Genomic DNA, 22,110 nt, shown 5'->3' with positions numbered 1-22,110 from the left:
AGATTTATCGAGAAAATGCGGCGGAAAATATCGCGATATTGAGGCGAATTGCCTTGAATATGCTGAAAACAGAAGGCAGCAAATTAAGTATAAGAAAGAAACGAATGCGAGCCTGGATGAAAACGCAATTTCTGGAACAAGTCGTACAAGCAGGATTTTCTAATCTGAATAATATTTAAGCATTCATGCGGTTGCCCTGATGAGATATGGCCCTTTTAACCCTGGCGGCAATAATATTGAGCAAATACGTAATCACACTGAAACAGTAATGAGTCCTGGCAGCGACCCTCGTTACGCATATACATCAAACACAGGGGGAGGACAAGGACATAATCACCCGGCAACAGCATCATCCCCGGCACATAATCATAGTATTGATATCATTCCACCTTACTATTTATTAGCCCTTATTATGAAACTTTAATTTCATTGCACTAAAAATATTTAAATTATCTATCACTTCCTAATCACAAAGGATATATAACAATGAATATATCTAGTTACTTCTTCCTGAATGAAAAAAACATTAAGTTCAACAATCAATGTTTAAATGCATACATGGGTTATCCCCAACCCATCAATAAAGATTGGCCCAACCTGCCTTCTGGGTTTCAAAGATATATTGACGATACTATTAATTTAAATGGTTTTCTATATTTTTTTAAAGGTTCACTGTATCTTAAATTCGATATCGTGAAAGCACAAGTCTTTGATGGACCAAACTTCATTATAGATGGCTGGCCTGGATTAAAAGGAACAGAACTGGAAAATGGAATAGATGCTGCCATAGAATTGACTACCAACACCGTTTGTTTCTTTAAAGGCAGGCATTGTATAGATTACACCATTGATTCACACACAATTGAGATGAATACTATTTCAGACCGATGGGGAATGACCGGGAAATATGCAGCATTTAGTAGCAATCTGGGTGCTGTTATTTCATGGCCAGATATCGATGGAAATTTTATTTATTTTTTCAAAGGTGATTCTTTTATTCGGTTCGACCCAAATTTGAATGCACTTGATGCCGGGCCAATCGTCATCTCCAGCGATAATGAGGGTTGGAGAGGGTTAACCTTCAAAAATATTCAATCGGCAGTATCAGTCGATACTGATTTATTAGGCAGTCACCGAGACAATAGTGGAGGCAATAGTAAAGTCTGTAATGGAACATGTGGTACTAATGATACGGGTAAATATTGTTTCCAGTTACCTCACAGTATTCGATTCGGCTTGATAGCCTACGTTAATACAAATATTTCGCAAACTGTAAAAGTATATATTGACGATCTTCTGGTAGATACAGTAACCGGTAAAGGGCAAAATAATCTAATGGCGACTAAAGCTTACACATCAGGTACAGGCAAAATCTGTATTGAGATTGAGGGGGATGGCAAACCATGCAAGCTGCGTTATTTCGATAATATATTTGATGGCAAACCGGGAACAGCTATTATCGGTGCTGAAAACGGTACCAATAATAATTACAATGATAGTGTGGTATTTTTAAATTGGCCTTTGACATAAACTAAAAATACTTGGTTTCGAATAATTATTGCGCCATTCTTGGCGCTTTTTCTTTATTAAAGCATTTATCTATCTAACTCTCTTGCCTGCAAACTCCCACCACTTACCTGCTCTAATGATTTAAGTAAATGTTTAGCATTAGCTGATGAGCGTAACTAATAAACGGTTTCGTCAAGACTTGCATATTCCGAACTTGAAGTAATAACGCAATCGTCACCATGCTGTCGGGTAATCAATGTTGGTGTACAGCCTTGAACCGCTTGATCATAATATACCCGTCATCTTTCAAATTGCCTCTTTATTGGTTGCACTCGCTCCCCCCGGTCACAGAGTTACCTATGCTCCCGGGGATTCGCTCCTTTGCCGCTCCGATGCATCTTGAAATCCATAGGGTATAACTACAATATTATATTACTGACTCACAACTTGATCTTTAGGGTTAAATGTAAATACAGCATCTGTTGCCTGTTTTACATTTGTACCTTTAGGTAATTCGATTTTAACAATAGGTAAAAATTTACCTGTTGCATCTTTATAATCACGTTGATCTTTTTGTGCATTAATTAAACCTGCACCGTTTGAATAAAAAATGGCTTCAATAGGTAATGTTTGTGGCTTATTCTCATCCCAAGGTTGAACGACTATCTCATTATAATTTAAACCATTACCATGATAAGGCATTGCAAGTAATGTTTGATAAAAAGCATCTGCTGGATCTTTAGCCGTCGGTCTAACATCAAATGCACAGACTCCCCATGCAGATTTTCTTACAATAGCCTTATTTAATTGATGAGCGGTGAAAACACCAAAATCTTGGCATGATTTTCCATCTGAGGGTTTAGGCGGTGCGCCACAATAATTTCCCTGACGCCCCCAAGTATTCGCATCAATAACATAGGAGCATAATACAGGAACTTTAATCTTATCCTCAGGGGCCATCTGTTCAGGAAAAAGAATAAAACCATTTACGCTAGCAAATGTATTGCCAAATTTAGCATCTTTTCTTAAATATGAAAAAGAAACTCCATTATTTTTTATAGAAGATGGATTTAACTTCCAAAATTTAAATCCAGGCCGAGTCCCTCTCATCAAAACTCCAGAGCAAAGAAAAGCGGGTGATTGAGCATCACCACAATCTTTGACGGTATTATTATATTGTTGAGTTAATATATTAGCAATATCACTTTGTACATCGGTTTCATTTCCCGTTTGCGTGAAGGCAAAAGTATTTGCTGAAAAAAAGACAATACTAAGGAGCAAACCTATGGCAGGCTTTTTCATAAAATCCTCACTTAATTTAAAGTGCGTTAATTGAAATTAAATTGTTCTCCGTTCACTTCCTAATGAAGTTTTTCACTGTTTTTCTTATATCACAACTATCAAAATTGATAGCAAAACAAGGCTTCATAATTCTATTTGACCATTTTCAATGGCTTTTATTATGGCTGCACCTCTAGAGTTAACATTAAATTTTTCTCTAATTTTTTTAAAATGAAAATTAATATTTGCTTCTGAGCAATTAAGTATGCGTGATATCTCCCATGTTGTTTTTCCAATTAAATACCAAGAGCAAACTTCTTTTTCTCTTTTACTTAATTTAATGTTGTTTTTTTTGTTTTTTAAAATAATTAAATAGTGTAGTATTATGTCTCTTAATGCTATTAATTGATTGAAATTTTTATTTATTGTCCTTATATAATCATCTTCTTTGCAATAAAAAGATAAAGTTAAAATTCCAAACTCATGATTAATACCATGCATAGGAAAAGATATGCCATGATTTATTCCATAATCTTTAATTTCATGGGAAAAAAGTGATTTTTTTTCTAGTTTATTGCAATCCCATATGAAAGGGATAGTGTTTTTTATGCAATATTCAAAAATTGGATTGTTATTGATATATTTATCTTTTTGATAGTTTAAGGCTAATTGATCATTATTGGTGATGAAATTTGATTCTTTAATATTACTTTTAGTTGAAGAGTAAAAGAGAGAATACCATTCTATATCAGTAATAGATTGAATGGTTTTAATAACAAAATGGAGATCATTAAACTCCTCAACAACACAATCCGAATAAAATTCATATAAGTCAATCATAATTTAACCTGGGTATTGTTAAATATTTCAAAACGTTAATACTAAGATTAGTCCAATAATTGACTAGAACAACTATCAAATCTGATAGTTGTGATATAAGCAAAACAGTGAAAAACTCTACTAGGAAGTAAATGGGGAACAATTTAATTTCAATTAACGCACTTTAAATTAAGTGAGGATTTTATGAAAAAGCCTGCCATAGGTTTGCTCCTTAGTATTGTCTTTTTTTCAGAAAATACTTTTGCTTTCACGCAAACAGAAAATAAAATCGATGTACAAAATGATATTGCTAATATATTGACCCAACAATATAATAATACCGTTAAAGATTGTGGTGATGCTCAATCACCTGCTTTTCTTTGCTCTGGAGTTATATTGCGTGGCACTAAACATTCAAATGATTATAGATTTTGGCAACCTAGCCCATCATCTATAAAAAGTGGTGGTGTTTCTTTTTCATATTTAAGGAAAGACGCTAAGTTTAAACGTTTAGCTTATGGATATAGAAATGGATTTATTATTTTCCCTGAACATATAGCGCCTAAAGATAGAGTCGATTTTTCTGTATTGTGTGCATTTCCTATTGATGGCTATACAAATGAGAGAGCGAATCAAGGTTGTGGTGAAAATATCACTAAGGCGAAAGGTAAAGGTAAATCTTGCCAAGAACAAAATGTGATGAATTCCGATGATTGGATAAAAAATTATAGGAAAGTAAACTCTCAAGATATTTTTCAATGTGGATTTAATGTTACTCAAGATGTGAATAATCCAGCTATAGCTTTCTATCAAATGTTAGAAAGTATCAAAAAAACTTCCACGTACTCCTAATACTCCACCAAAACAGAATGAAATCAGAATTTCAATCTGGGAAGAAAATGAGCCTAATAAATTACCTATTGAAGCCCTTTTTTATTCAGAAAATTCAGGTTTAGCTGATGCACAAAAAGATCAGCGTGATTATAAAAACGCAACAGGTAAGTTTTTGCCTATTGTTAAAATGCTACTACCAAGAACTTTAAACGAGGATGCATTATTCAAATTTAATATTGAAGATCAAGTTATTAAGCCATAAACGATTATTGGATTACTGTAAGTTCTATTTTTCATACTGAGATTACTGTAGTGGAGATAATCATCATCGGCTTTATTCTCTGTTCTCGGTATTTTGTTTAGCGACAATTATCAGACCATAAATAAAGCCTTTTTTCTATCTAAAATAACAGGTTGCAGCTAAAGATCTTGTTTATGATTCTTTGGTGACTGTCTTTCTTGTAAATTTCCATTACTCACCTGCTCTAATGATTTGAGCAAATGTTTAGCGTTAGCCGGTGAACGTAGCAGATAGGCAGTCTCTTCAAGGCTTGCATATTCCGCACTCGAAATAATGACACAATCTCCACCATTTTGTCTGGTAATCAATGTTGGTGTGCAATCCTTAACAGCTTGATCCATAATCGAAGCAAGATTTCCCTTTGCAACACTATATGTGGTCTTCCGCATAATATGACCTTTTCAATATAGTATAAATCACACCCAAACATTGGGTACAACATCAAGCCAAATAACTATTTGCGCCATCCGTGGCGCACTCTCTTTATTTTTATGACTATTGCAAGTCATCCATTTAATTAAGCAGTAGCATCTGAAATTAATTGAGTTGCCGGGACATCCTGTCCAAATCCTCGCAGCCCAACCACATGCACATGTTCGTGGTTTTTAAACACTTTACGCACCAGTTTATAAGTGGTCCCTTTTTCAGGGCTGATATTTTCCGGGGCGGCGATAATCAACTGCATTTGCAGGCGCTCACATAATTCAAACAAAGTAGCGATAGATTTAGCATCCAGACGCGCCGCCTCATCAAGGAATAACAACCGGCAAGGGGAAATATCTTTACCACGCAAACGGCGGGACTCTTCTTCCCAACTCTGCACCACCATCACCAGAATAGACATGCCGGTACCGATCGCTTCACCGGTAGACAGCGCCCCACTCTCTGCTTTCAGCCAGCCATCCGATCCACGGTTAACTTCAACATCCAGTTCCAGATAGTTGCGATAATCCAACAACTCTTCACCTATGGTTTGCGGCAAGCGCTGCCCCATATCCACTTGCGGATTCAAGCGCTGATAAAGTTTTGCCATTGCCTCCGAGAAGGTCAATCGCTGGCTGTTAAATAGATCCTGATGTTGTTCCTGCTGTTCAGACAACACATCCAGCAATATCGCGTGGCTTTCACGCACGTTTACATTCAACCGCACACCACGGACTTGTCCGAAGGAGACCGCTTGTAATCCCTGATTTAGCATGCGGATGCGGTTCTGCTCACGTTGAATGGTTTTGCGGATAATATTCGCCACACTCTTCGAGCTAATCGCTAATTTCTGCTCACGGGCAGTCAGCTCTTCCGTCAAACGAGCCAGCTCGATTTCCATCTGTTCAATGGCATCAACCGGATCGTCAGTGCGAATAATATCTTGGCGAATACGTTCACGCAGGTGCTGATAAACGGCAATAAAGAACTGAATTTTACGTTCAGGGCGTTTCGGATCTTCGGATAAACGCAGCGCATCACGTAGATGTTCGTTATCCGCCACCGCTAAGCGCAACGCCCCCAATGCCTTATCCGACATGGAACGTAACGCGCCGCCCTCCATATACGCCAGTTCACGACGATGCAAGCGACGCTCAACGCCGTTATCTTTCACCATGCGCATTACCGCACACCAACCCGCTTTAGCCGAAACCACCTGTTCACGAATTTGATGGTAATCGCGTTCCAGTTTCCGCAGTTTTTTCTGCAAGCTTTCCATCTCCGCTTCACAAAAAGCGATCTGCTTCTCAAGCTGGTTAACTCTGGAACGGTTAGTACTGAGCGCTTCATGGAGTCGATCACGGCGCTCGCGAGCACGCATTTCAGCATTCGCATCCGCCTGAACACCGATCTCTTTCATCTCCTGATGCAGCTCTTTCAGCATATCCTGTTTGGTTTCGTAAGAGCTTTTTAGCGATGCCAGCACCTGATTAAACTGGGAATATTGCGCTTGCTGTTGACGTAGTTGTTCGCGAGCACGGCGGCGGTCCGATTCTGCATGTTCCAGACGCTGACGCAGTTTGTCATTCAGATCCGCATTTTCGTTGAGCATACCGGCAGAATCACTGTAGCTAAAATGCGCACGGCGCTGCACCACTTCCACCAGCGCGAAAGCCCGTTGTTTAGCCTGATGCTGGCTCTGTTTAGCGGTTTCATAGTCCTGTTGCAACTGCTCATGCTGCTGTGGATCGCTTTGCAGAACCGCAACCATCGGTTCTAACTTCACCAGTGCCGAACCGTGTTGTTGCAGGAACCGAGCCGCTTCCTGCGCTTCGTCCAGCTCTTCGCGCATTTCTTCTACGCGATCGATCAAGGTTTCATCCAGCAATAACGTGACTTGAGGAATCAGGCGATTTAATGCCGTCAGGCTCTCCTTCGCCTGAGTATATTGCTGGCGCTGCTGTTGAGTCTGCTCTTCAAATCGGGATAATTCACGCTCCAGTTCCGTGTGACTCTGCCTCAATTCGCGGATTTCCGCTTCCGGATCGGCATCAAACGCCACAGAGAGGTGTTTTCCCACAAACTGACTGAATGACTGATGCGCACGCTGGATTTTCTGCACATCAAAAGAGAGCGTGGCGTAACGTTCCGCCAAAGTGTCGCGCTCCAGATTCAAGGCTTCTAAACGATTTTCTCTAGCGGCGCGACCAAACAACGGCAATTCAGGATAACGAGAATAACGCCATTGACGGTCAGAAGATTTGACCAGTACCGCATTAGTCTGCTCTTCGGCATTAAATACGCTGTCATCAAAGGATTGCGGATCACCTTCAATTAAATAGAGATCTTCCGGGCAATCTTCCAGCGTTTCAAGATGTGGACGCACCAAGGAAAGATCGGGCACCACAATGCCGTGGCGTGCGGGTCCATACAGGGCGGAGAAGTACGGCGCATCATCAATGGTGATATCGTCATAAATCTCTGACAGCAAAACCCCGCCGAAACGTTCCGCCAGCGCAATCATCCGGCTATCTTCCGCACCGCTTGGTTGGCTGAGACGTTCAATCTGCTGTTCCAGATCACGTTTTTGCGCCGCAACTTCATCACGTTCCACCGTCGCTTCACGCTCGCGTTCAAGCAACCGCTGCATATACTCCGTCACGTCATTGCTGCTTGCCAGTGCTTCACCGCTCTGTTCACATAGCTGATGCAGGGTATCCTGCGCAGCCAGCCAGACCGGAGCGCGGGCAGTCAGTGACTGAATTTTCTGTTTCAGTTGTTCAAGCGCCTGACGCATCTCCATACGGCGCTCACCACTTTCATTAACGCTTAGGCTCAGTGCTTCCTGACGGGCTTCAAGTTCATCCTGTAACCCTTCCAGATCTTCGGCCTGATATTGCCGCCCCTGACGTTTGCAAAATTCGTTTAGTAAACGCTCTGCATTTTGTTGGTTGTTTAGGCGCTGTTCCAGTTCAGACAATCGCATTCGCAGTGGCTGCACCTGATCCGCCAGATGTTGCTGTGACGGCCAATCACGCAGTAATTCACGAGCACTCTGCCACGCTTCATTGCGGCTGATTTCGCCAACCATACTTTTGACTAATTGATACGCCTGTTCGAACTGATTATGAGCCGCATCTGCAACACTTAATTTCTGTTCCAACACCAACAGGGCTTCTGTCGCCTGCTGCTCTTTAGCCTGAAAAGTTTCCAGCCATTTTTCTGCATTATCGGCGGAAAGATCCGGTAACCGGCAAAGTTCACGAGCACGTTCCAGCGCTTGTAGCGCTTGTTGATACTGAATTGCGCGGGTTTGCTGAACATCCAGCGCCTGCTGGTAATCCGCCAACTGGCTTTTCAGCTCATCGACTTCTTGTTCTGCCGCTTCTGCTCTGGCTTCATATTCAGCCTGTAGCTCTCCCGCTTCTTCAACAACCTCTGTCTGTTCTTCCAAACGGTAGGAAAGTTCTTCCAGATCCCCCTGATAACGATCAATTTTTTCCTGCTGACGCATGGCGGTTTGCACCAGATTCAGGTGGTCACTAGCGGCCTGATAATCCGTTTCTAAATCGTCAGAAGCGCCATTCTGCTCAGTCAGCTCTCGCGCTATCTCTACATGACGATACTGCTCGGTTGCCAGTTGCCTATAGCTGCCAAACAGTTCTCCACGCAATGCCAATGCTTGATCCAGATAGGTACGCCGCTCATTGGCATGGCGCATATAATCAGCGGAAACGTAAGAAGTTGCTTCGGTGATCAAGTGCTTGAACAGATCGCGATCAGATTGAGTTACCCGGATAGCTTCCAGTGTTATACGGTTTTCACGCAGCGCCGCTTCCATATCCTGAAATGCCTTGCGAACACCGCTATTTTCCGGCAGCAAATAATCGCGCAGGGAACGGGTAATGGCGCTGGAGATACCTCCGTACAGAGAAGCTTCGATCAGACGATAGAATTTACTGCGATCACTCGCTGAACGCAGGCGTTTAGGTATCACACCCAAATCAAACATCAGCGCATGATAATCGGTAATGGAGTTAAATTGTTTGAACTGCACGCCTTCCATCTCATCAAGACGATCTTTCAGTTCATTGAGCGGCAATACACGCGCTTGTCTTTCACCGACATTTTCAGTCAGTAATTGAGTCGGCTGGATCGCGGTTGGCAAGCCTTGGATCATAAAAGGTTTGATATCAACTTTACGGTCACGCCCCGCAACCTGTTGCAACCTCACCCCAACGATGACTCGCTGATGCCGAGAGTTAATCACATCCAGTGTTGAGTAACAGACCCCCGCACGCAACTTGCCGTGCAAACCTTTATCGCGAGAACCGGAAGTGGCGCCGGCTTCGGTGGTGTTACGGAAATGCAACAAGGTTAAATCAGGGATCAGCGCGGTGACAAAAGCCGCCATCGTGGTGGATTTACCCGCCCCATTCCCCCCTGACAAGGTGGTTACTAATTCATCAAGATCAAATGTTCTGGCAAAAAAACCATTCCAGTTAACCAGCGTCAGTGAACGAAATTTACCGCGTTCAATCATGGTTGTTCATCTCCCGCATCTTCTGCTGAGTTATCCGGTGTTTCATCATTTTCACTATCATCAAGCGACAAGCCGCCTTCAACCGGCATTGCTTCACCGTCACGGATCATCCTCAGTTGGACTTCACGAGGATCGTCGCCACTGCGTACATCCGCACCAAAACGGAATACCGTCTCAGTGATGGTAAATTTATTACTGTCATTTGGTAGGATATAGACCATACCCAGACGACGCAGACGGTTTAGTGTCGTGCGCACTTTTTCCTGCAATTTCTGTTTATCTAAATCGGAACCGGAAGAACGCTGGTTGACAAACTTCATCAACTTGCCCTCATCGGCCAATGAGATCAGCTCTTCGTACAACTCTTGAACCGTAAAAATCCCCTGATTAGCCAAGCGTTCCGGGCTGAGATAGAGATAACAGAGAATTTTTCCCACCATCATATCCAGCTCTGATAATACCGAGCGCGGGATCAAGGTCGTTGAACGGGGACGCAGATAGAAGAAGCCTTCCGGCGCACGGATCAACTCCACATTATAGCGGGCGTAAAATTCCTCCAATTGCTCCTGAAAGTCCATCAGATAAGCATGGTTATCAAGATCATCTATCCCGATATGACGACCTGCACGAAGTTGGCTATCCAGTTCCGGGAAAAGTGAATTGGCTAACGCCTGTGCCAGTTTAACTGGCATAAATTGTTCAATATGTGTCGATGACATGTGCCTGTACCTTGGCTCCGTAATCATTAATCGCTAACCATTCCGCTGGCAACCCAGAGAAATCCGCTTCTGCCACACCCAATCGTACAGCCTGATCCACCAAAATACGCGCCACATCAAAGTGACGAGAGAGCGGATGCTGAGCAAGGTAATCCCTTAACACTGCACCTAAATCCAGTGGGCGCTGTTCCTGTCGATATATCAACAGCGCTTTTTCAATCATTTCTGCCAGCTGTTCGTTTATTTCACTGAATTCTTCATATTCCAGTTCTAATGGCAGTTCACCCGTCACCTCTTCATTGCGTAACGTCAATTCTTCGTCCCGCATATCGAACAAACGTTCGGCGTTAGCAATGGTGAGGGTCCACGGATTATCAAAATAGTGTTGAACTGATTGACGTAAGCGCTGAGAGAAAATCCGGTTTTTATCCATATCAATCGCAGTACGGATAAATTTGTGAACGTGACGATCATAGCCAATCCATAAATCAATCGCCTGCTGACCCCAACTGATAATACGGTCCAATTTGCTTTGCAGATCAAATACCAGTTTATCAACCAGTTCTGATCCGCCGCTGTCCATGTTGGCTTCCTGAATACGCAGCAAATTAGCCTGTAATTTATCTCCGGCCGCTTCTAGTGTGTCCTGGAGTTCCCGCAACGTTCCTGATGTTTCGGATAACAGTTGCTCACAGTTGGCAATCGCTGCCTGCCAATCTTGATTCAGCAACGCCGCAATATCTTCTTTAACCGAGCTTTGCTGCTCGTCCATTACGCGCTGAGACATGTCGATGCTGTCGAAGATTTCTGCAACAGAATATTTCAGCGGCGCAAAAACATTACGGTGCCAGTGAAATTCATCTCCCCCTTCTTCTGCCGCTTCCGCAGCCCGGTGCAACTCACTCGCCACCACCGAAAGTTGCATCGAAAGACGTAAGGTAGAAAATTCCCGCTGACGAATATAGTAGTCACTGATACCCATCCCAAGCGGGGTTAAGCGATAAATTGCATTGCTCTCGGCCAATTCACTGGTAAAACGGTTAAGAATTTTCTGACGCACCATATCATTGATGGCATTGTTGGCCCGCACAGCGACAGATTCTGTGGTTTGCTCAAATCCTTTGCAAACTTCACGAAAGGCATCAACCAGCTCCCCTTCGCTCATCTCGCCATCCAGACGCTCACTGTTCAACACCGCGATGGCCATCAGAAAAGCCAACCTTTCTGCGGGCAGGGAGATGGAAAAATCGTTTTTCCTAGCCCAAGACACCAGTTCCGGGACAGTCTGGGAATATTCACTCATAATTTGTCCTCTAAACTGTTAAAGCTGGCTTGCGTGCCATGACATGAATGTAGCGCCCCAGGCTGATATAAGGCTCCTGTCGGCAATAACGCTGTTCCAATTCCAGCAACGCCGGAAAGTTTTCGCTCTGTAATTGGCGATTTTGCAAATAATCGTGAAAAACACGCACACCGGTTTTACCGGTAATCGTCATATTTAATTCATCAAGCCATTGATATACCTGTTCAGGCGCCAATGGATTCTGAGGCGATAATGAACGTTTTCTGCGACGTTGTATATTGGGCGTCGCCAAATGAAAATTACCTAAAATAGCATTACGCATCACCAAACCATTGGCATTGTAAAACATTAAAGATAGAGCGCCACCCGGATTAATGATATTCATTAGCACTTCTATTACATATTTCTGATCGGTAATCCATTCCAGCACTGCATGAAATAATACCAAATCTACTGGCTGCTCTATATATTGGCTAATTTCCTGTACCGGGCTTTGTATAAATTGCATATTTTGGCTGACCCCTTTCTCTTCCGCGGCCAGCCTTGCCCGCTGGATCATCTCTTCTGATAAATCACACAATATCACTTGATGACCCAATGCAGCTAATTGACATGCCATATTTCCCTCACCACCACCCGCATCTAAAATACGCAGTGAACGCTGAGGTAATTGAACCAGTAATTCGCTGATATCCTGCCAGACAACGGCTTGCCTGATTTTACCTTTGGTTGTGCCGTAAATATTACGAGAGAATTTGTCTGCAATATCATCGAAATTGCGATCCCGCATGAAAAACTGCCTCACTAATGGAATAGATTTGATTTATCTGTTGAGATTTCATTACGCTAACTGCTATTTTCGCACAGCATTCGTTGATATAACCACTTTTGACGACAAACTGTGAACCACATGGCTATAATTCAACCAAATTAAGGCAAATAAATGCAATTTCTATTTAAAAAGTACTTGGGTGCAATGGTAATGCCTCTGCCATTAATATTGCTAATTTCACTTGCTGCTTTATTACTGCTGTGGTTTACCCGTTGGCAAAAAACAGGAAAAACAGTTCTGACATTCAGTTGGCTCACGCTACTTCTTCTAAGTTTACAACCTGTTGCCGATAAGCTGCTGTTACCACTGGAATCGGTTTATGCTAAAAGTGCCACATCTGATCCCAGTCATATCAGTCCACCGGTTGATTATATCGTCGTTCTTGGTGGCGGCTTCACTTATAACCCAAATTGGGCGCCCAGTTCAAACTTACTTAACAACAGCTTGCCGCGAGTAACAGAAGGCATTCGCTTATATCGCCTGAACCCCGGCTCTAAAATGGTCTTTACCGGTGGTAAAGGAACGACTACTAAAAGCAGCGCGGAAGTCGCCGCTATCGTAGCACAATCGCTCGGCGTGCCCGCAGAAGATACGATCGCACTGACAAAACCAATGGATACTGAGCAAGAAGCCAATGAGGTTGAGAAACTGATTGGTAAACAACCCTTTATTTTAGTGACTTCCGCCAATCATATGCAGCGAGCGATAACTTTCTTTCAACAGCATGGGTTAAACCCCATTCCCGGCCCGGCTAACCAATTAGCGATCACTTCACCATTACGCCCTTGGGAAAAATATCTGCCCTCGGCTTACTTTCTATCCCATTCAGAGCGGGTATGGTATGAAACTTTAGGCACCCTCTGGCAACGCATTAAACCTTCGAAAGATTTGGAACAGCCACAAAAATCAAAACATTCTCAACCGGAATAATCCTAGAGCTACTTCTTGAAGTCAAAATGATGGAGAAACGAAAGCGCAATAGAAACAATATAGAAATAAACAACATAGAAATAAACAGCAATAAAATGACGCGCTTTCGTTAATCCAAAAATAAATTCAAACTACTAATCAGTCTCAATAAACATTTTTCTGACTGCGATCAGATCTTCCGGGGTATCAACACCCACTGCCGGCGCTTTTGATGCAATTCCCACGTGAATTTTCTCGCCGTACCAAAGTACCCGCAGTTGTTCCAGCATTTCAATTTGCTCCAACGGGCTTGGCTCCCATTGTACATAGCGACGGATAAAACCCGCGCGATAGGCATAAATACCAATATGACGCAGGAAATTATCTCCAATCGTTTCCCGTGATTGCATAAAGCGGTCACGCTCCCAAGGAATAGTTGCCCTAGAGAAATAGAGCGCATAACCCTGCTTATCCATAACGACTTTCACTGCATTAGGGTTAAAAGCTTCCTCTGCATCATGAATCTGCACGGCCAACGTTGCCATTCCCGCTTTACAGCCCGCCAAATTTTCTGCAACCTGTTTAATAATCTCTTCGGGAATCAGTGGTTCATCACCCTGAACATTAACGATAATTTCATCATCGGCAAATTGATATTTATCGATAACCTCAGCTAACCGTTCAGTACCAGAATGGTGATTTTCGTTGGTCAAGCAAACCTCACCACCGGCAGCCACAACTGCATCAACAACATCATGATTATCTGTTGCTACAATGACGCGTTTAGCACCTGAACGCTTTGCCCGCTCCATGACGCGAATAATCATCGGCTTACCATGAATATCCGCTAAAGGTTTACCGGGTAAACGGGTTGAAGCAAAGCGGGCTGGAATAATAACGGTGAACATGCCTTATTTTTCCTCATCCAGAGGTAATTCACGAGCTTCGTGATCTAACAGGACGGGAATACCATCACGTACAGGAAACGCAAGTCGATCCAACTTACAGATGAGTTCACAATTCTCTTTATCGTAGCTGAGTTTTCCGTTACATACAGGACAGGCAATAATTTCAAGTAAACGGTGATCCATACATCCTCCAATTATGGAGCTTTAATTTAGTGCAACTTAGTGCGACCCAGAATAACATAAGCTTGGTATCATCGTTAGCTCTTGTTATTTAATCTTTCGATCCCTTTCCCAACATTATCTACTGAAAAATTAAGCAAGCTGATGAAAGCCCAAAACCATCTTGGTAGCCGTTATTGGCACAATCCCTAATTGCTAATAAATCATCAATATAGACAACAAATAAAAAACCGGAGAGTAAGCGTCGTCGTCAAAAATGACTCACTTCGTTACTCTCCGGGTTTTACCAAAGGTCCGTTTAAATAAACGATTACCTTTGTTTGCATATGGTTCAATGCTTCCTCTTTACCACTTAAAGAATGGCAATAAAATAGCTTGATTTTGATAGGGTTTCAGAATGCTATCACATCTGCTGCGGTTAAATCATAACCTTTACGAATAATTGAAAATTCTACATCCTGCCCTTCTGTGAGTGACTTGTTTTTTGTATTCGCAATCGCTTTTCTATTGACGAATATGTCTTGTCCCCCATCCTGTGGAGAAATAAAACCATATCCTTTATGCTCATCAAACCATTTCACTCTACCCATCTTTAATTGTAATGTCATAATAACTCCCCCATTTGTCCATCTCACAATAATTTAATATATTGTTTTTGATGTCTTTTTACCCTTTATTCAATTTTCGAATAGAACCTCATCTCAGTTTCAATACCTTGACCTTGAAATACATTTTATTCGAGTAGTGCATCGTTTAAGTAACAGATACGAGCGGATATCCTACCAGAATCGTACATGTCTGAACCAAGAATACACAATAGTCGTTTATCCTTAATGGATAGTTTTAATATCAGTTAACAATGGCGAAAAATCAAATAAATCTGAAAAATTACTGATTGTACGAATTGTTGGCAAGGTGGGAACCGTTTTGGTAGGGAGCGGAAGGGCAATCTCCCTGTTGATTATCATCGGTTTACTACCGGCTCACAAAGGCCGCTTTGATTAAAACATAAAATTTACTTAATATTTTTATTCATCTCCAATAACGAACAGATCTTGTTCAACATTGTCTCTCCCTTTTCCTGAGGGAACCGAGCATCTACCGGTAAATACCACCAATTTGGTTGAGCAAAACTAAAACACTTAACCGCATCTTTTTCTGTCATCAGTAAATTCTGGTTGGTATCAGCCAGATGACACAATTGATCTTGTGTGTACTGTTGATGGTCGGCAAATGCATACTCTTTTTGCAGGTCAGCGCCTAACTGTTGCAAGGTCGCGAAAAACCGTGGTGGATGCCCGATTCCAGCCATAGCAACAGCGTGAGGTATCAAATTCACTGCGCGTTTTTCACCGCTAACCATATTCACAGCTAATTCGCCAGCTAATGTCATCGATAATTCGCCTGGCTGAGGCGTACCACCGTTGGTAATAATGGCATTGACCCGATTCAATCGCCCAGATAATTCACGCATTGGACCAGCAGGAAGCCACCAACCATTACCAAAACGGCGCACACCATCAATAACCGCAATTTCAAAATCTCGCTGCAAAGCATAGTGCTGTAAACCATCATCAGTGACGATTATATCCAATGGCGTATCTGCCAGTAATGCTTTCACTGCTTCAACCCGTCTTGGGGCAACTGCCACAGGTGCGCCAGTACGACGATGAATTAATACCGGCTCATCACCGGCCTGAGCCGTGGTGATATTTTCAGTCACCAACAGAGGATAATTTTCTGTTTTCCCCCCATAACCACGGGAAACAACACCAACCCGGCAACCTTTTTGCTGCAACTGCTCCACCAGCCAGATAACCACCGGCGTTTTACCATTACCACCGGCAGTTAGATTACCCACGACCACAACAGGTACAGGCGCTTTCCAGGATTGCCTCAACCCTGCTTTATAACTCAACCACCGTAAGCCACTTATCAACCCATAAAGGGCTGAAAAAGGTAATAACAGTAAATAAAGCCATGAGCGGCCTGACCATATGCGCTCAATCATTGCCCAAATTGCATCCGATGTAGTTGTGAGTAAACACCATTTTGTTGCTCCAGCAAAGAGAGGTGATTACCTCGTTCAACAATATGCCCATCTTCAATCACCAGAATTTCATCCGCTTTTTCAATGGTTGAAAGACGATGTGCAATAACCAGCGAGGTTCTGTTTTTCTGCAATTCATCCAATGCCGCCTGAATTGCCCGTTCAGATTCCGTATCCAACGCCGAAGTTGCCTCATCAAGAATCAGCACCGGAGAATCACGCAATAAGGCACGCGCGATAGCAATACGCTGACGCTGACCACCGGAAAGCAATACGCCATTTTCACCGATCATGGTATCCAGGCCATTATCCAGCTTCCTGATAAAATCCATTGCGTAAGCCATCTCAGCCGCCCTCTCAATCTCTTCACGGCTATATTGGTTTTCACTGGCATAAGCAATATTATTCGCTACCGTGTCATTAAATAAATGCACATTCTGCGATACCAGAGCAACCTGTCCACGCAAAGAAGAGAGCGTATATTCCCGTAAATCATGGTCATCAAGCAGAATACTACCTTCATTGACATCATAAAAACGGGTCAGCAAATTCGCTATTGTAGATTTACCCGAGCCAGAACGCCCAACTAAAGCGACAATTTTCCCCGCCGGGATATGCATAGAAATGTTTTGTAGCGCCGGCAGTTCCTTGGTCGGGTAGCAAAAAGTCACATTACGGAACTCAATATCGCCTTTCGCTTTTTTAAGCTCCAATTTGCCATCATCTTTTTCCTGTTCCATATCCAGAATAGCAAACAGAGTCTGACAGGCCGCCATGCCCCGCTGGAATTGCGCATTAACATTCGTCAAAGATTTTAACGGACGCATCAGCGCAATCATTGATGAGAATACCACGGTAATTTTACCCGCAGTCAGTGTGTCCATAATCTCCGGAAAACTTGCCGCATAGAGAACAAAAGCCAAAGCAAATGAAGCAATAAGCTGAATAATTGGATCAGAAATTGAGGAAGCAGAAACCATCTTCATGCCTTGTTGACGCATATGGTTACTGACTTTATTAAAGCGCTCAGTCTCTACTTTCTGCCCGCCGAAAATGAGCACTTCTTTATGCCCTTTCAACATCTGCTCAGCACTGGCAGTGACTTGCCCCATGCTGTTCTGCATATTTTTACTAATATCACGAAATCGTTTCGATACCACGCGAATCACTAATGACACGATCGGCGCAATCACAATCAGGATCAGAGATAATTGCCAGCTATAGTAAAACATCAAAACAAACAGGCCGATAATGGATGCCCCTTCCCTGACCACGGTAATCAGTGCACTGGAAGAGGAGGAGGCCACCTGTTCAGAATCATAAGTGATACGGGAAAGCAGAGTCCCTGTAGATTGCTGATCAAAAAATGATACCGGCATCCCCATCATATGGCTGAACAGATGGCGACGCATCTGCATCACTACTTTACCGGAGACCCAAGAGATACAATAACTTGATACAAACCCGGATAGCCCTCGCATAATCATTAAAGCAATCACAATCAGCGGCATCCATTTCAGTACATCACTGCTTGCTTTGCCGAAACCTTCATCAAGTAAAGGCTTAAGCAATGAAAGCATTAACGTATCACCGGCAGCATTAAGGATCAGTGCAACCGCAGCAACTACTAGCCCAATCCTAAACGGAGAGATAATTGGCCATAGTCGGCGAAACGTCTGCCAGGTAGAAAGGTCTTTATCATTCATTATTGAGTTACCAACACAAAAGAAATAGCGGGTTATTCTACTCATGATCACCACGAATACCAAACCACTGATGATACCAACGTGACATAATTTGTTGCCTATAGCTCATCATTTCAACATGATCGCCATAAAAATAACCCGTTATCTGCCCGGATACTGCGGTACTACGCCATTCTGCCCCGGTTTTACGATAACGTCGCTGCACCTTAACCGAAGGGAGTCGCCACGGGCTATAACGTGCAACAGAGGCCAGTGCATATTGTGGTGAGACGGTATGAATAAAAGCGGCTGTAGATGAGGTATTACTACCATGATGTGGAACTTGCAATATGGTCGATTTTAAATTCTCTTTTTCCATTCCCAATAGCTTATATTCCCCTTGTTTTTCCAGATCTCCGGTCAAAAGTAAGCTATGTTTGCCATCATCTACCCGAATGACACAGGATTCGTCATTACCTGCGTGTAATGATCTTACCGGCGGCCATAATACATGGAAGCTCAACCCTTGCCAGCGCCACTGTTCACCGCGTATACATGGAAGATGTCGCTGATTGATTAAAGAACTTCTCACAGCAATACCAGGATATTTTTGTTGTAAGAATTCTAACCCACCCGTATGGTCAAGATGATCATGACTGATAATAATCTGCTCTGGCGTTAATCGATGCCAACGCAAATAAGGGACAATCACTCTTTCAGCCATACTGCCGGTTTCCCAACGATTACCGGTATCAAAAATCAGCGCCTTGCCATCTTTTTCAATGATAACCGCAAGACCATGCCCAACGTCCAGCATAGAAAATCGCCACAGATATTCTTCATTGCGCCTCAAATAGCAGAGCATTATCCCCAAAGAAATAACAATCAGTAACTTATATGATTGCCACCAAGCAAATCGCCAAATAATGACAAAAAACCAACCAATAAACGTTATTAAAAAGGGAAAACGGCCAGTTTCACTCCATGACTGTTGCAAAACTGGCAAAGGAATTAAAGAGAAGGTTACAGAGTAATCGACTAATTGCCATAATAAAGCGTGAATAAAGGAACAAAAATTGCTTATTAATGCCAGCATAATCAACGGAACAGTAATAAAAGAGATGATTGGCACGGCCCAAAAGTTAGCCAATAAAGCAGAAAAATTGACGCCATGAAATAATAATAGCTGGAGAGGAATAAGCATCAGCATCATACCCATTTGCATATATAACCCACGCAGCCATATCCATTTCCAACCATAACGAAATGGCTCAATCAACGGCGCCCAAAAGAACCAGAACATTAGCGCCATCACAGCAAAGAAAGAGAGCCAGAAGCTATCAGAAAGCACAGTCAAGGGATCAAATAAGAGAATCATTGCGGCTGTCCATAATGCCCACTGCCAAGGGAAACAGAGAATATTTTTGTAACGTAAATATAGCCAGAGCGTTAAACCCAGTAATGCACGAATAGCCGGAATGCCCCAACCCGATAACCAGACATAATTTATTGCCACTATCCAACCAGTAATCAATGGAAATCTGTGCCCTATCCAATGCACGGGAAAAAAGAGTTGTAATAATCTTGCCATCCACCAACCAAACATACTGGCAACAGTAATATGCAACCCGGAAATAGCCATAAGGTGAGCCGTACCTGTTTGTTGCAATAATAAATTATCCTCCCTACTTAACCACCGACGCTCTCCGAATGCTAATGCCATCGCAATACCACTATGCCTCAATTCACGAATATCCGGTGCAATATGACTGACTAATCGCTGACGTAAGTTACATTCCCCATCAATTAATTCAGCATGAATGACTTTCCCTGTTAAAGGTCGGCGGATAGCTAATGCCCTACGCTGGCTATCATATCCACCTTGATTTAGCTGACTATGAACCGGTCGCAATTTCATTTTCAACAGCCATTCTTGACCAGCACACAGAGATTCAGGCGAAATATCCCAAGAAGCGGAAACATACAGTGGCGGAAAAACAACTCTATTTTCATTCTCAATAATACGCAGGATAACCCTGCCTTTCTCTTCATTATCTAATGATAAGCTTTCAATAATAACTCTAGATAAATGCACTTTCTCACTAAAATAGATTATCTGTTCGAGCAGATGATTTCCCTGCCAGCACCCAATAAGAAATGCCAGTAATGAAATTGAAACTATCCGGCAAAGACAAAATGGCAAGAATAAGCAGAATAGCGCCAGTAATAACAATGGAATAATCTGCCATTTACGTGGTAACTCAGACAGAAAAAGCAGGGGTACAATACCGATAATAATAGCTATTGCAGCCTGATTCACGCTAATGATTGGTATAGGTTGTTTCCAATTTGTCGTTATCTTGTTTATCAAAACTGAAAACCACATCCTTATTCATCCTTACCCTTTTATTTTCCCAGCAAAGTATTCCTTATTTTTTACAATGCAGCCAGAAGCACAAGAAAAATTATCAAACACCTTCGCAGATTAATTCCAGGCTAACAATCTTTTCAAAAATATATGCGAACAGCTTCGCAAATACAGAAACTGCCACCTGCTAATTACCCACCAAATGTTATATTGATAGCAAATGCAACATTGCGATACTGATATCAAATAAAATATTTCGTGAGGTTTCGTCTGCATTCCCATTACAGACATAAATAAACATTCTAAGCCATTAGAAACTCACGATAAGTTACATTATTCACTTATTATTATAATTAAATATTAAATTCATTTTTGAAATTATTAACAAAACCTATGAATTAATAGAACAATCAACCTAACCATATGTAAAACAATAGAAATTATTATTATCAGACATTACCTTAGTTATTGATCACTAAATTAGTGAAACTACTTAAATGACTGTCCACTTTTTGTTTTGTGATTACGATCGCATTGATTAAGTTTAAATAACATTAAATTAATGTTTCCATTCTATTTTTATATGGAAAATAATCAAAAAATCATGTTAAATACAATAAGGTGGTTTTTATGAAAAACAAAATAATTGTATCTGACTCTCTGCAAGAACATCATCTTACTAAACTATTTAATGATGAAGTGTTAGCAATCCATATAAAGAAATATGTTGATAACCCTCTTGCAGACAAGCTCTCTGATTTTTTCCTCTCCCACGAAAATCTAGAATGTCATCCTCATGATTTGAAAAAAGGAGATGAAGTTGTTTTAGTTGATTATGGTGTTGATAGAATCGGTCCATCTTACAATACAACTTTTGGCAAATCCAAAGATAGCGATAGCTATAAAAAATACTTTGAAAATGCACTACCTGCCATCAGAAACGTCAGAAATTTCTGTGCTCCAGTATTAGCCCCTTTCGATAAATTTCGTTTAGAACTGGATGAAATATGGTCCGCCGGGGCCAGTATTGCCAACTTTGAAGGTAAAAAGATGCACGCGGGTATTGCCAGAGTGATGAACAGGCCAGAACGCTCTTTCATGGTTGAAAAGCAACCTCATTTTGATGGCCTTCAACAACAATCGGTCAATTTGTTGGGGCAATTCTCAGTGAATATCTATATAAGCATGCCTGCAACTGGAGGAGAGTTAGAGCTGTGGGATGTTCCTGAAATCCCTATTACTGAGTTAATCGAAGATAATGCAGAAAATGATTGGCGAGGCACGCTTCCGCCATCCGTCCTTATTAAACCAGAACAAGGAGATTTGATCATAATAAACACCAGGAAACCCCATGCTATTCGTAGTTTTCCCGAGGGGTGCAGAATATCATTACAAAGTTTCATTGGATTATCACTAAATAAACATCTCATGTTATGGAATTAATTA

Annotated in this window: 18 protein-coding genes and 1 pseudogene; 6 read left to right on the top strand and 13 right to left on the bottom strand. The window is 42.0% G+C overall.

Features of this window, described 5'->3' with window-relative positions:
- The 3 genes and pseudogenes from C6H66_RS05200 to C6H66_RS05190 form a co-directional block, all read left to right on the top strand.
- Positions 1 to 179: pseudogene (locus C6H66_RS05200) on the top strand (ISAs1 family transposase); the annotation flags it as partial.
- Positions 180 to 199: 20 nt separating this feature from the next.
- Positions 200 to 424, top strand: coding sequence for a hypothetical protein (locus C6H66_RS25825; protein WP_105394984.1), 225 nt, complete (start codon positions 200 to 202; stop codon positions 422 to 424).
- A gap of 62 nt (positions 425 to 486) precedes the next feature.
- Positions 487 to 1,530, top strand: a complete 1,044-nt coding sequence (locus tag C6H66_RS05190; RefSeq protein ID WP_105394983.1) for a fucose-binding lectin II — start codon at positions 487 to 489, stop codon at positions 1,528 to 1,530.
- A 411-nt stretch (positions 1,531 to 1,941) separates the two neighbouring features.
- On the opposite strand, the gene C6H66_RS05180 is transcribed toward C6H66_RS05190, so the two are convergent.
- Both C6H66_RS05180 and C6H66_RS05175 read right to left on the bottom strand, forming a co-directional pair.
- The gene (locus tag C6H66_RS05180) at positions 1,942 to 2,811 is read right to left on the bottom strand and encodes a hypothetical protein (RefSeq protein WP_105394982.1); all 870 of its coding nucleotides are present in this window, start codon (positions 2,809 to 2,811) and stop codon (positions 1,942 to 1,944) included.
- Between the two features lie 123 nt (positions 2,812 to 2,934).
- Positions 2,935 to 3,630: a helix-turn-helix transcriptional regulator gene (locus C6H66_RS05175; protein ID WP_036806824.1), complete on the bottom strand. Its 696-nt coding sequence runs from the start codon at positions 3,628 to 3,630 to the stop codon at positions 2,935 to 2,937.
- Between the two features lie 183 nt (positions 3,631 to 3,813).
- Here C6H66_RS05175 and C6H66_RS05170 point away from each other — a divergent pair, with 183 nt between their 5' ends.
- Positions 3,814 to 4,461, top strand: coding sequence for a hypothetical protein (locus C6H66_RS05170; RefSeq protein WP_105394981.1), 648 nt, complete (start codon positions 3,814 to 3,816; stop codon positions 4,459 to 4,461).
- A 402-nt stretch (positions 4,462 to 4,863) separates the two neighbouring features.
- On the opposite strand, the gene C6H66_RS05165 is transcribed toward C6H66_RS05170, so the two are convergent.
- From C6H66_RS05165 to cmoM, 5 genes are all read right to left on the bottom strand, one after another.
- Positions 4,864 to 5,133, bottom strand: coding sequence for a type II toxin-antitoxin system prevent-host-death family antitoxin (locus tag C6H66_RS05165; RefSeq protein WP_036806818.1), 270 nt, complete (start codon positions 5,131 to 5,133; stop codon positions 4,864 to 4,866).
- Positions 5,134 to 5,261: 128 nt separating this feature from the next.
- Complete coding sequence (gene mukB, locus C6H66_RS05160; protein WP_105394980.1) at positions 5,262 to 9,710, bottom strand: chromosome partition protein MukB; 4,449 nt, start codon at positions 9,708 to 9,710, stop codon at positions 5,262 to 5,264.
- Positions 9,707 to 10,429, bottom strand: coding sequence for a chromosome partition protein MukE (gene mukE / locus C6H66_RS05155; RefSeq protein ID WP_105394979.1), 723 nt, complete (start codon positions 10,427 to 10,429; stop codon positions 9,707 to 9,709). Before mukE ends, mukB begins: the two co-directional genes overlap by 4 nt.
- On the bottom strand, positions 10,410 to 11,732 hold the full coding sequence (gene mukF / locus C6H66_RS05150; protein WP_065390852.1) for a chromosome partition protein MukF: 1,323 nt from the start codon (positions 11,730 to 11,732) through the stop codon (positions 10,410 to 10,412). The genes mukE and mukF overlap by 20 nt, the downstream gene beginning before the upstream one ends.
- A 10-nt stretch (positions 11,733 to 11,742) precedes the next feature.
- Positions 11,743 to 12,522 carry a tRNA uridine 5-oxyacetic acid(34) methyltransferase CmoM gene (gene cmoM, locus C6H66_RS05145; RefSeq protein ID WP_036806807.1) on the bottom strand — a complete coding sequence of 260 codons (780 nt, stop codon included), beginning with the start codon at positions 12,520 to 12,522 and terminating at the stop codon, positions 11,743 to 11,745.
- Positions 12,523 to 12,675: 153 nt separating this feature from the next.
- Here cmoM and elyC point away from each other — a divergent pair, with 153 nt between their 5' ends.
- Complete coding sequence (gene elyC, locus C6H66_RS05140) at positions 12,676 to 13,494, top strand: envelope biogenesis factor ElyC (RefSeq protein ID WP_105394978.1); 819 nt, start codon at positions 12,676 to 12,678, stop codon at positions 13,492 to 13,494.
- A gap of 134 nt (positions 13,495 to 13,628) precedes the next feature.
- On the opposite strand, the gene kdsB is transcribed toward elyC, so the two are convergent.
- The 6 genes from kdsB to C6H66_RS05110 form a co-directional block, all read right to left on the bottom strand.
- Entirely contained in the window at positions 13,629 to 14,381 is a 753-nt protein-coding gene (kdsB, locus tag C6H66_RS05135) for a 3-deoxy-manno-octulosonate cytidylyltransferase (RefSeq protein ID WP_105394977.1), read from the bottom strand.
- 3 nt (positions 14,382 to 14,384) lie between these two features.
- The gene (locus tag C6H66_RS05130; protein ID WP_046396097.1) at positions 14,385 to 14,564 is read right to left on the bottom strand and encodes a Trm112 family protein; all 180 of its coding nucleotides are present in this window, start codon (positions 14,562 to 14,564) and stop codon (positions 14,385 to 14,387) included.
- 389 nt (positions 14,565 to 14,953) lie between these two features.
- Positions 14,954 to 15,169 carry a cold-shock protein gene (locus tag C6H66_RS05125; protein ID WP_036781154.1) on the bottom strand — a complete coding sequence of 72 codons (216 nt, stop codon included), beginning with the start codon at positions 15,167 to 15,169 and terminating at the stop codon, positions 14,954 to 14,956.
- 407 nt (positions 15,170 to 15,576) lie between these two features.
- Positions 15,577 to 16,572 (bottom strand): tetraacyldisaccharide 4'-kinase, encoded by a 996-nt coding sequence (gene lpxK / locus C6H66_RS05120; protein ID WP_105394976.1) that lies wholly within the window; start codon positions 16,570 to 16,572, stop codon positions 15,577 to 15,579.
- Positions 16,569 to 18,320 carry a lipid A ABC transporter ATP-binding protein/permease MsbA gene (gene msbA, locus C6H66_RS05115; RefSeq protein WP_105394985.1) on the bottom strand — a complete coding sequence of 584 codons (1,752 nt, stop codon included), beginning with the start codon at positions 18,318 to 18,320 and terminating at the stop codon, positions 16,569 to 16,571. The genes lpxK and msbA overlap by 4 nt, the downstream gene beginning before the upstream one ends.
- A 34-nt stretch (positions 18,321 to 18,354) precedes the next feature.
- Positions 18,355 to 20,682 carry a ComEC family protein gene (locus C6H66_RS05110; RefSeq protein ID WP_105394975.1) on the bottom strand — a complete coding sequence of 776 codons (2,328 nt, stop codon included), beginning with the start codon at positions 20,680 to 20,682 and terminating at the stop codon, positions 18,355 to 18,357.
- A gap of 612 nt (positions 20,683 to 21,294) precedes the next feature.
- Here C6H66_RS05110 and C6H66_RS05105 point away from each other — a divergent pair.
- Positions 21,295 to 22,107: a 2OG-Fe(II) oxygenase gene (locus tag C6H66_RS05105; protein ID WP_105394974.1), complete on the top strand. Its 813-nt coding sequence runs from the start codon at positions 21,295 to 21,297 to the stop codon at positions 22,105 to 22,107.
- The last annotated feature ends 3 nt before the right edge of the window (positions 22,108 to 22,110 follow it).

The sequence above is a fragment of the Photorhabdus hindustanensis genome (assembly GCF_002968995.1).
In the GTDB taxonomy this organism is placed as follows: domain Bacteria; phylum Pseudomonadota; class Gammaproteobacteria; order Enterobacterales; family Enterobacteriaceae; genus Photorhabdus; species Photorhabdus akhurstii.
This window is presented reverse-complemented; position numbering and strand designations above follow the sequence as displayed.

Excerpts from the sequence above, each read along its gene's own strand:
- C6H66_RS25825 (WP_105394984.1), top strand. The coding sequence starts at position 200 with ATGAGATATGGCCCTTTTAACCCTGGCGGCAATAATATTGAGCAAATA.
- C6H66_RS05190 (WP_105394983.1), top strand. The coding sequence starts at position 487 with ATGAATATATCTAGTTACTTCTTCCTGAATGAAAAAAACATTAAGTTC.
- C6H66_RS05180 (WP_105394982.1), bottom strand. The coding sequence starts at position 2,811 with ATGAAAAAGCCTGCCATAGGTTTGCTCCTTAGTATTGTCTTTTTTTCA.
- C6H66_RS05175 (WP_036806824.1), bottom strand. The coding sequence starts at position 3,630 with ATGATTGACTTATATGAATTTTATTCGGATTGTGTTGTTGAGGAGTTT.
- C6H66_RS05170 (WP_105394981.1), top strand. The coding sequence starts at position 3,814 with ATGAAAAAGCCTGCCATAGGTTTGCTCCTTAGTATTGTCTTTTTTTCA.
- C6H66_RS05165 (WP_036806818.1), bottom strand. The coding sequence starts at position 5,133 with ATGCGGAAGACCACATATAGTGTTGCAAAGGGAAATCTTGCTTCGATT.
- mukB (WP_105394980.1), bottom strand. The coding sequence starts at position 9,710 with ATGATTGAACGCGGTAAATTTCGTTCACTGACGCTGGTTAACTGGAAT.
- mukE (WP_105394979.1), bottom strand. The coding sequence starts at position 10,429 with ATGTCATCGACACATATTGAACAATTTATGCCAGTTAAACTGGCACAG.
- mukF (WP_065390852.1), bottom strand. The coding sequence starts at position 11,732 with ATGAGTGAATATTCCCAGACTGTCCCGGAACTGGTGTCTTGGGCTAGG.
- cmoM (WP_036806807.1), bottom strand. The coding sequence starts at position 12,522 with ATGCGGGATCGCAATTTCGATGATATTGCAGACAAATTCTCTCGTAAT.
- elyC (WP_105394978.1), top strand. The coding sequence starts at position 12,676 with ATGCAATTTCTATTTAAAAAGTACTTGGGTGCAATGGTAATGCCTCTG.
- kdsB (WP_105394977.1), bottom strand. The coding sequence starts at position 14,381 with ATGTTCACCGTTATTATTCCAGCCCGCTTTGCTTCAACCCGTTTACCC.
- C6H66_RS05130 (WP_046396097.1), bottom strand. The coding sequence starts at position 14,564 with ATGGATCACCGTTTACTTGAAATTATTGCCTGTCCTGTATGTAACGGA.
- C6H66_RS05125 (WP_036781154.1), bottom strand. The coding sequence starts at position 15,169 with ATGACATTACAATTAAAGATGGGTAGAGTGAAATGGTTTGATGAGCAT.
- lpxK (WP_105394976.1), bottom strand. The coding sequence starts at position 16,572 with ATGATTGAGCGCATATGGTCAGGCCGCTCATGGCTTTATTTACTGTTA.
- C6H66_RS05110 (WP_105394975.1), bottom strand. The coding sequence starts at position 20,682 with ATGTGGTTTTCAGTTTTGATAAACAAGATAACGACAAATTGGAAACAA.
- C6H66_RS05105 (WP_105394974.1), top strand. The coding sequence starts at position 21,295 with ATGAAAAACAAAATAATTGTATCTGACTCTCTGCAAGAACATCATCTT.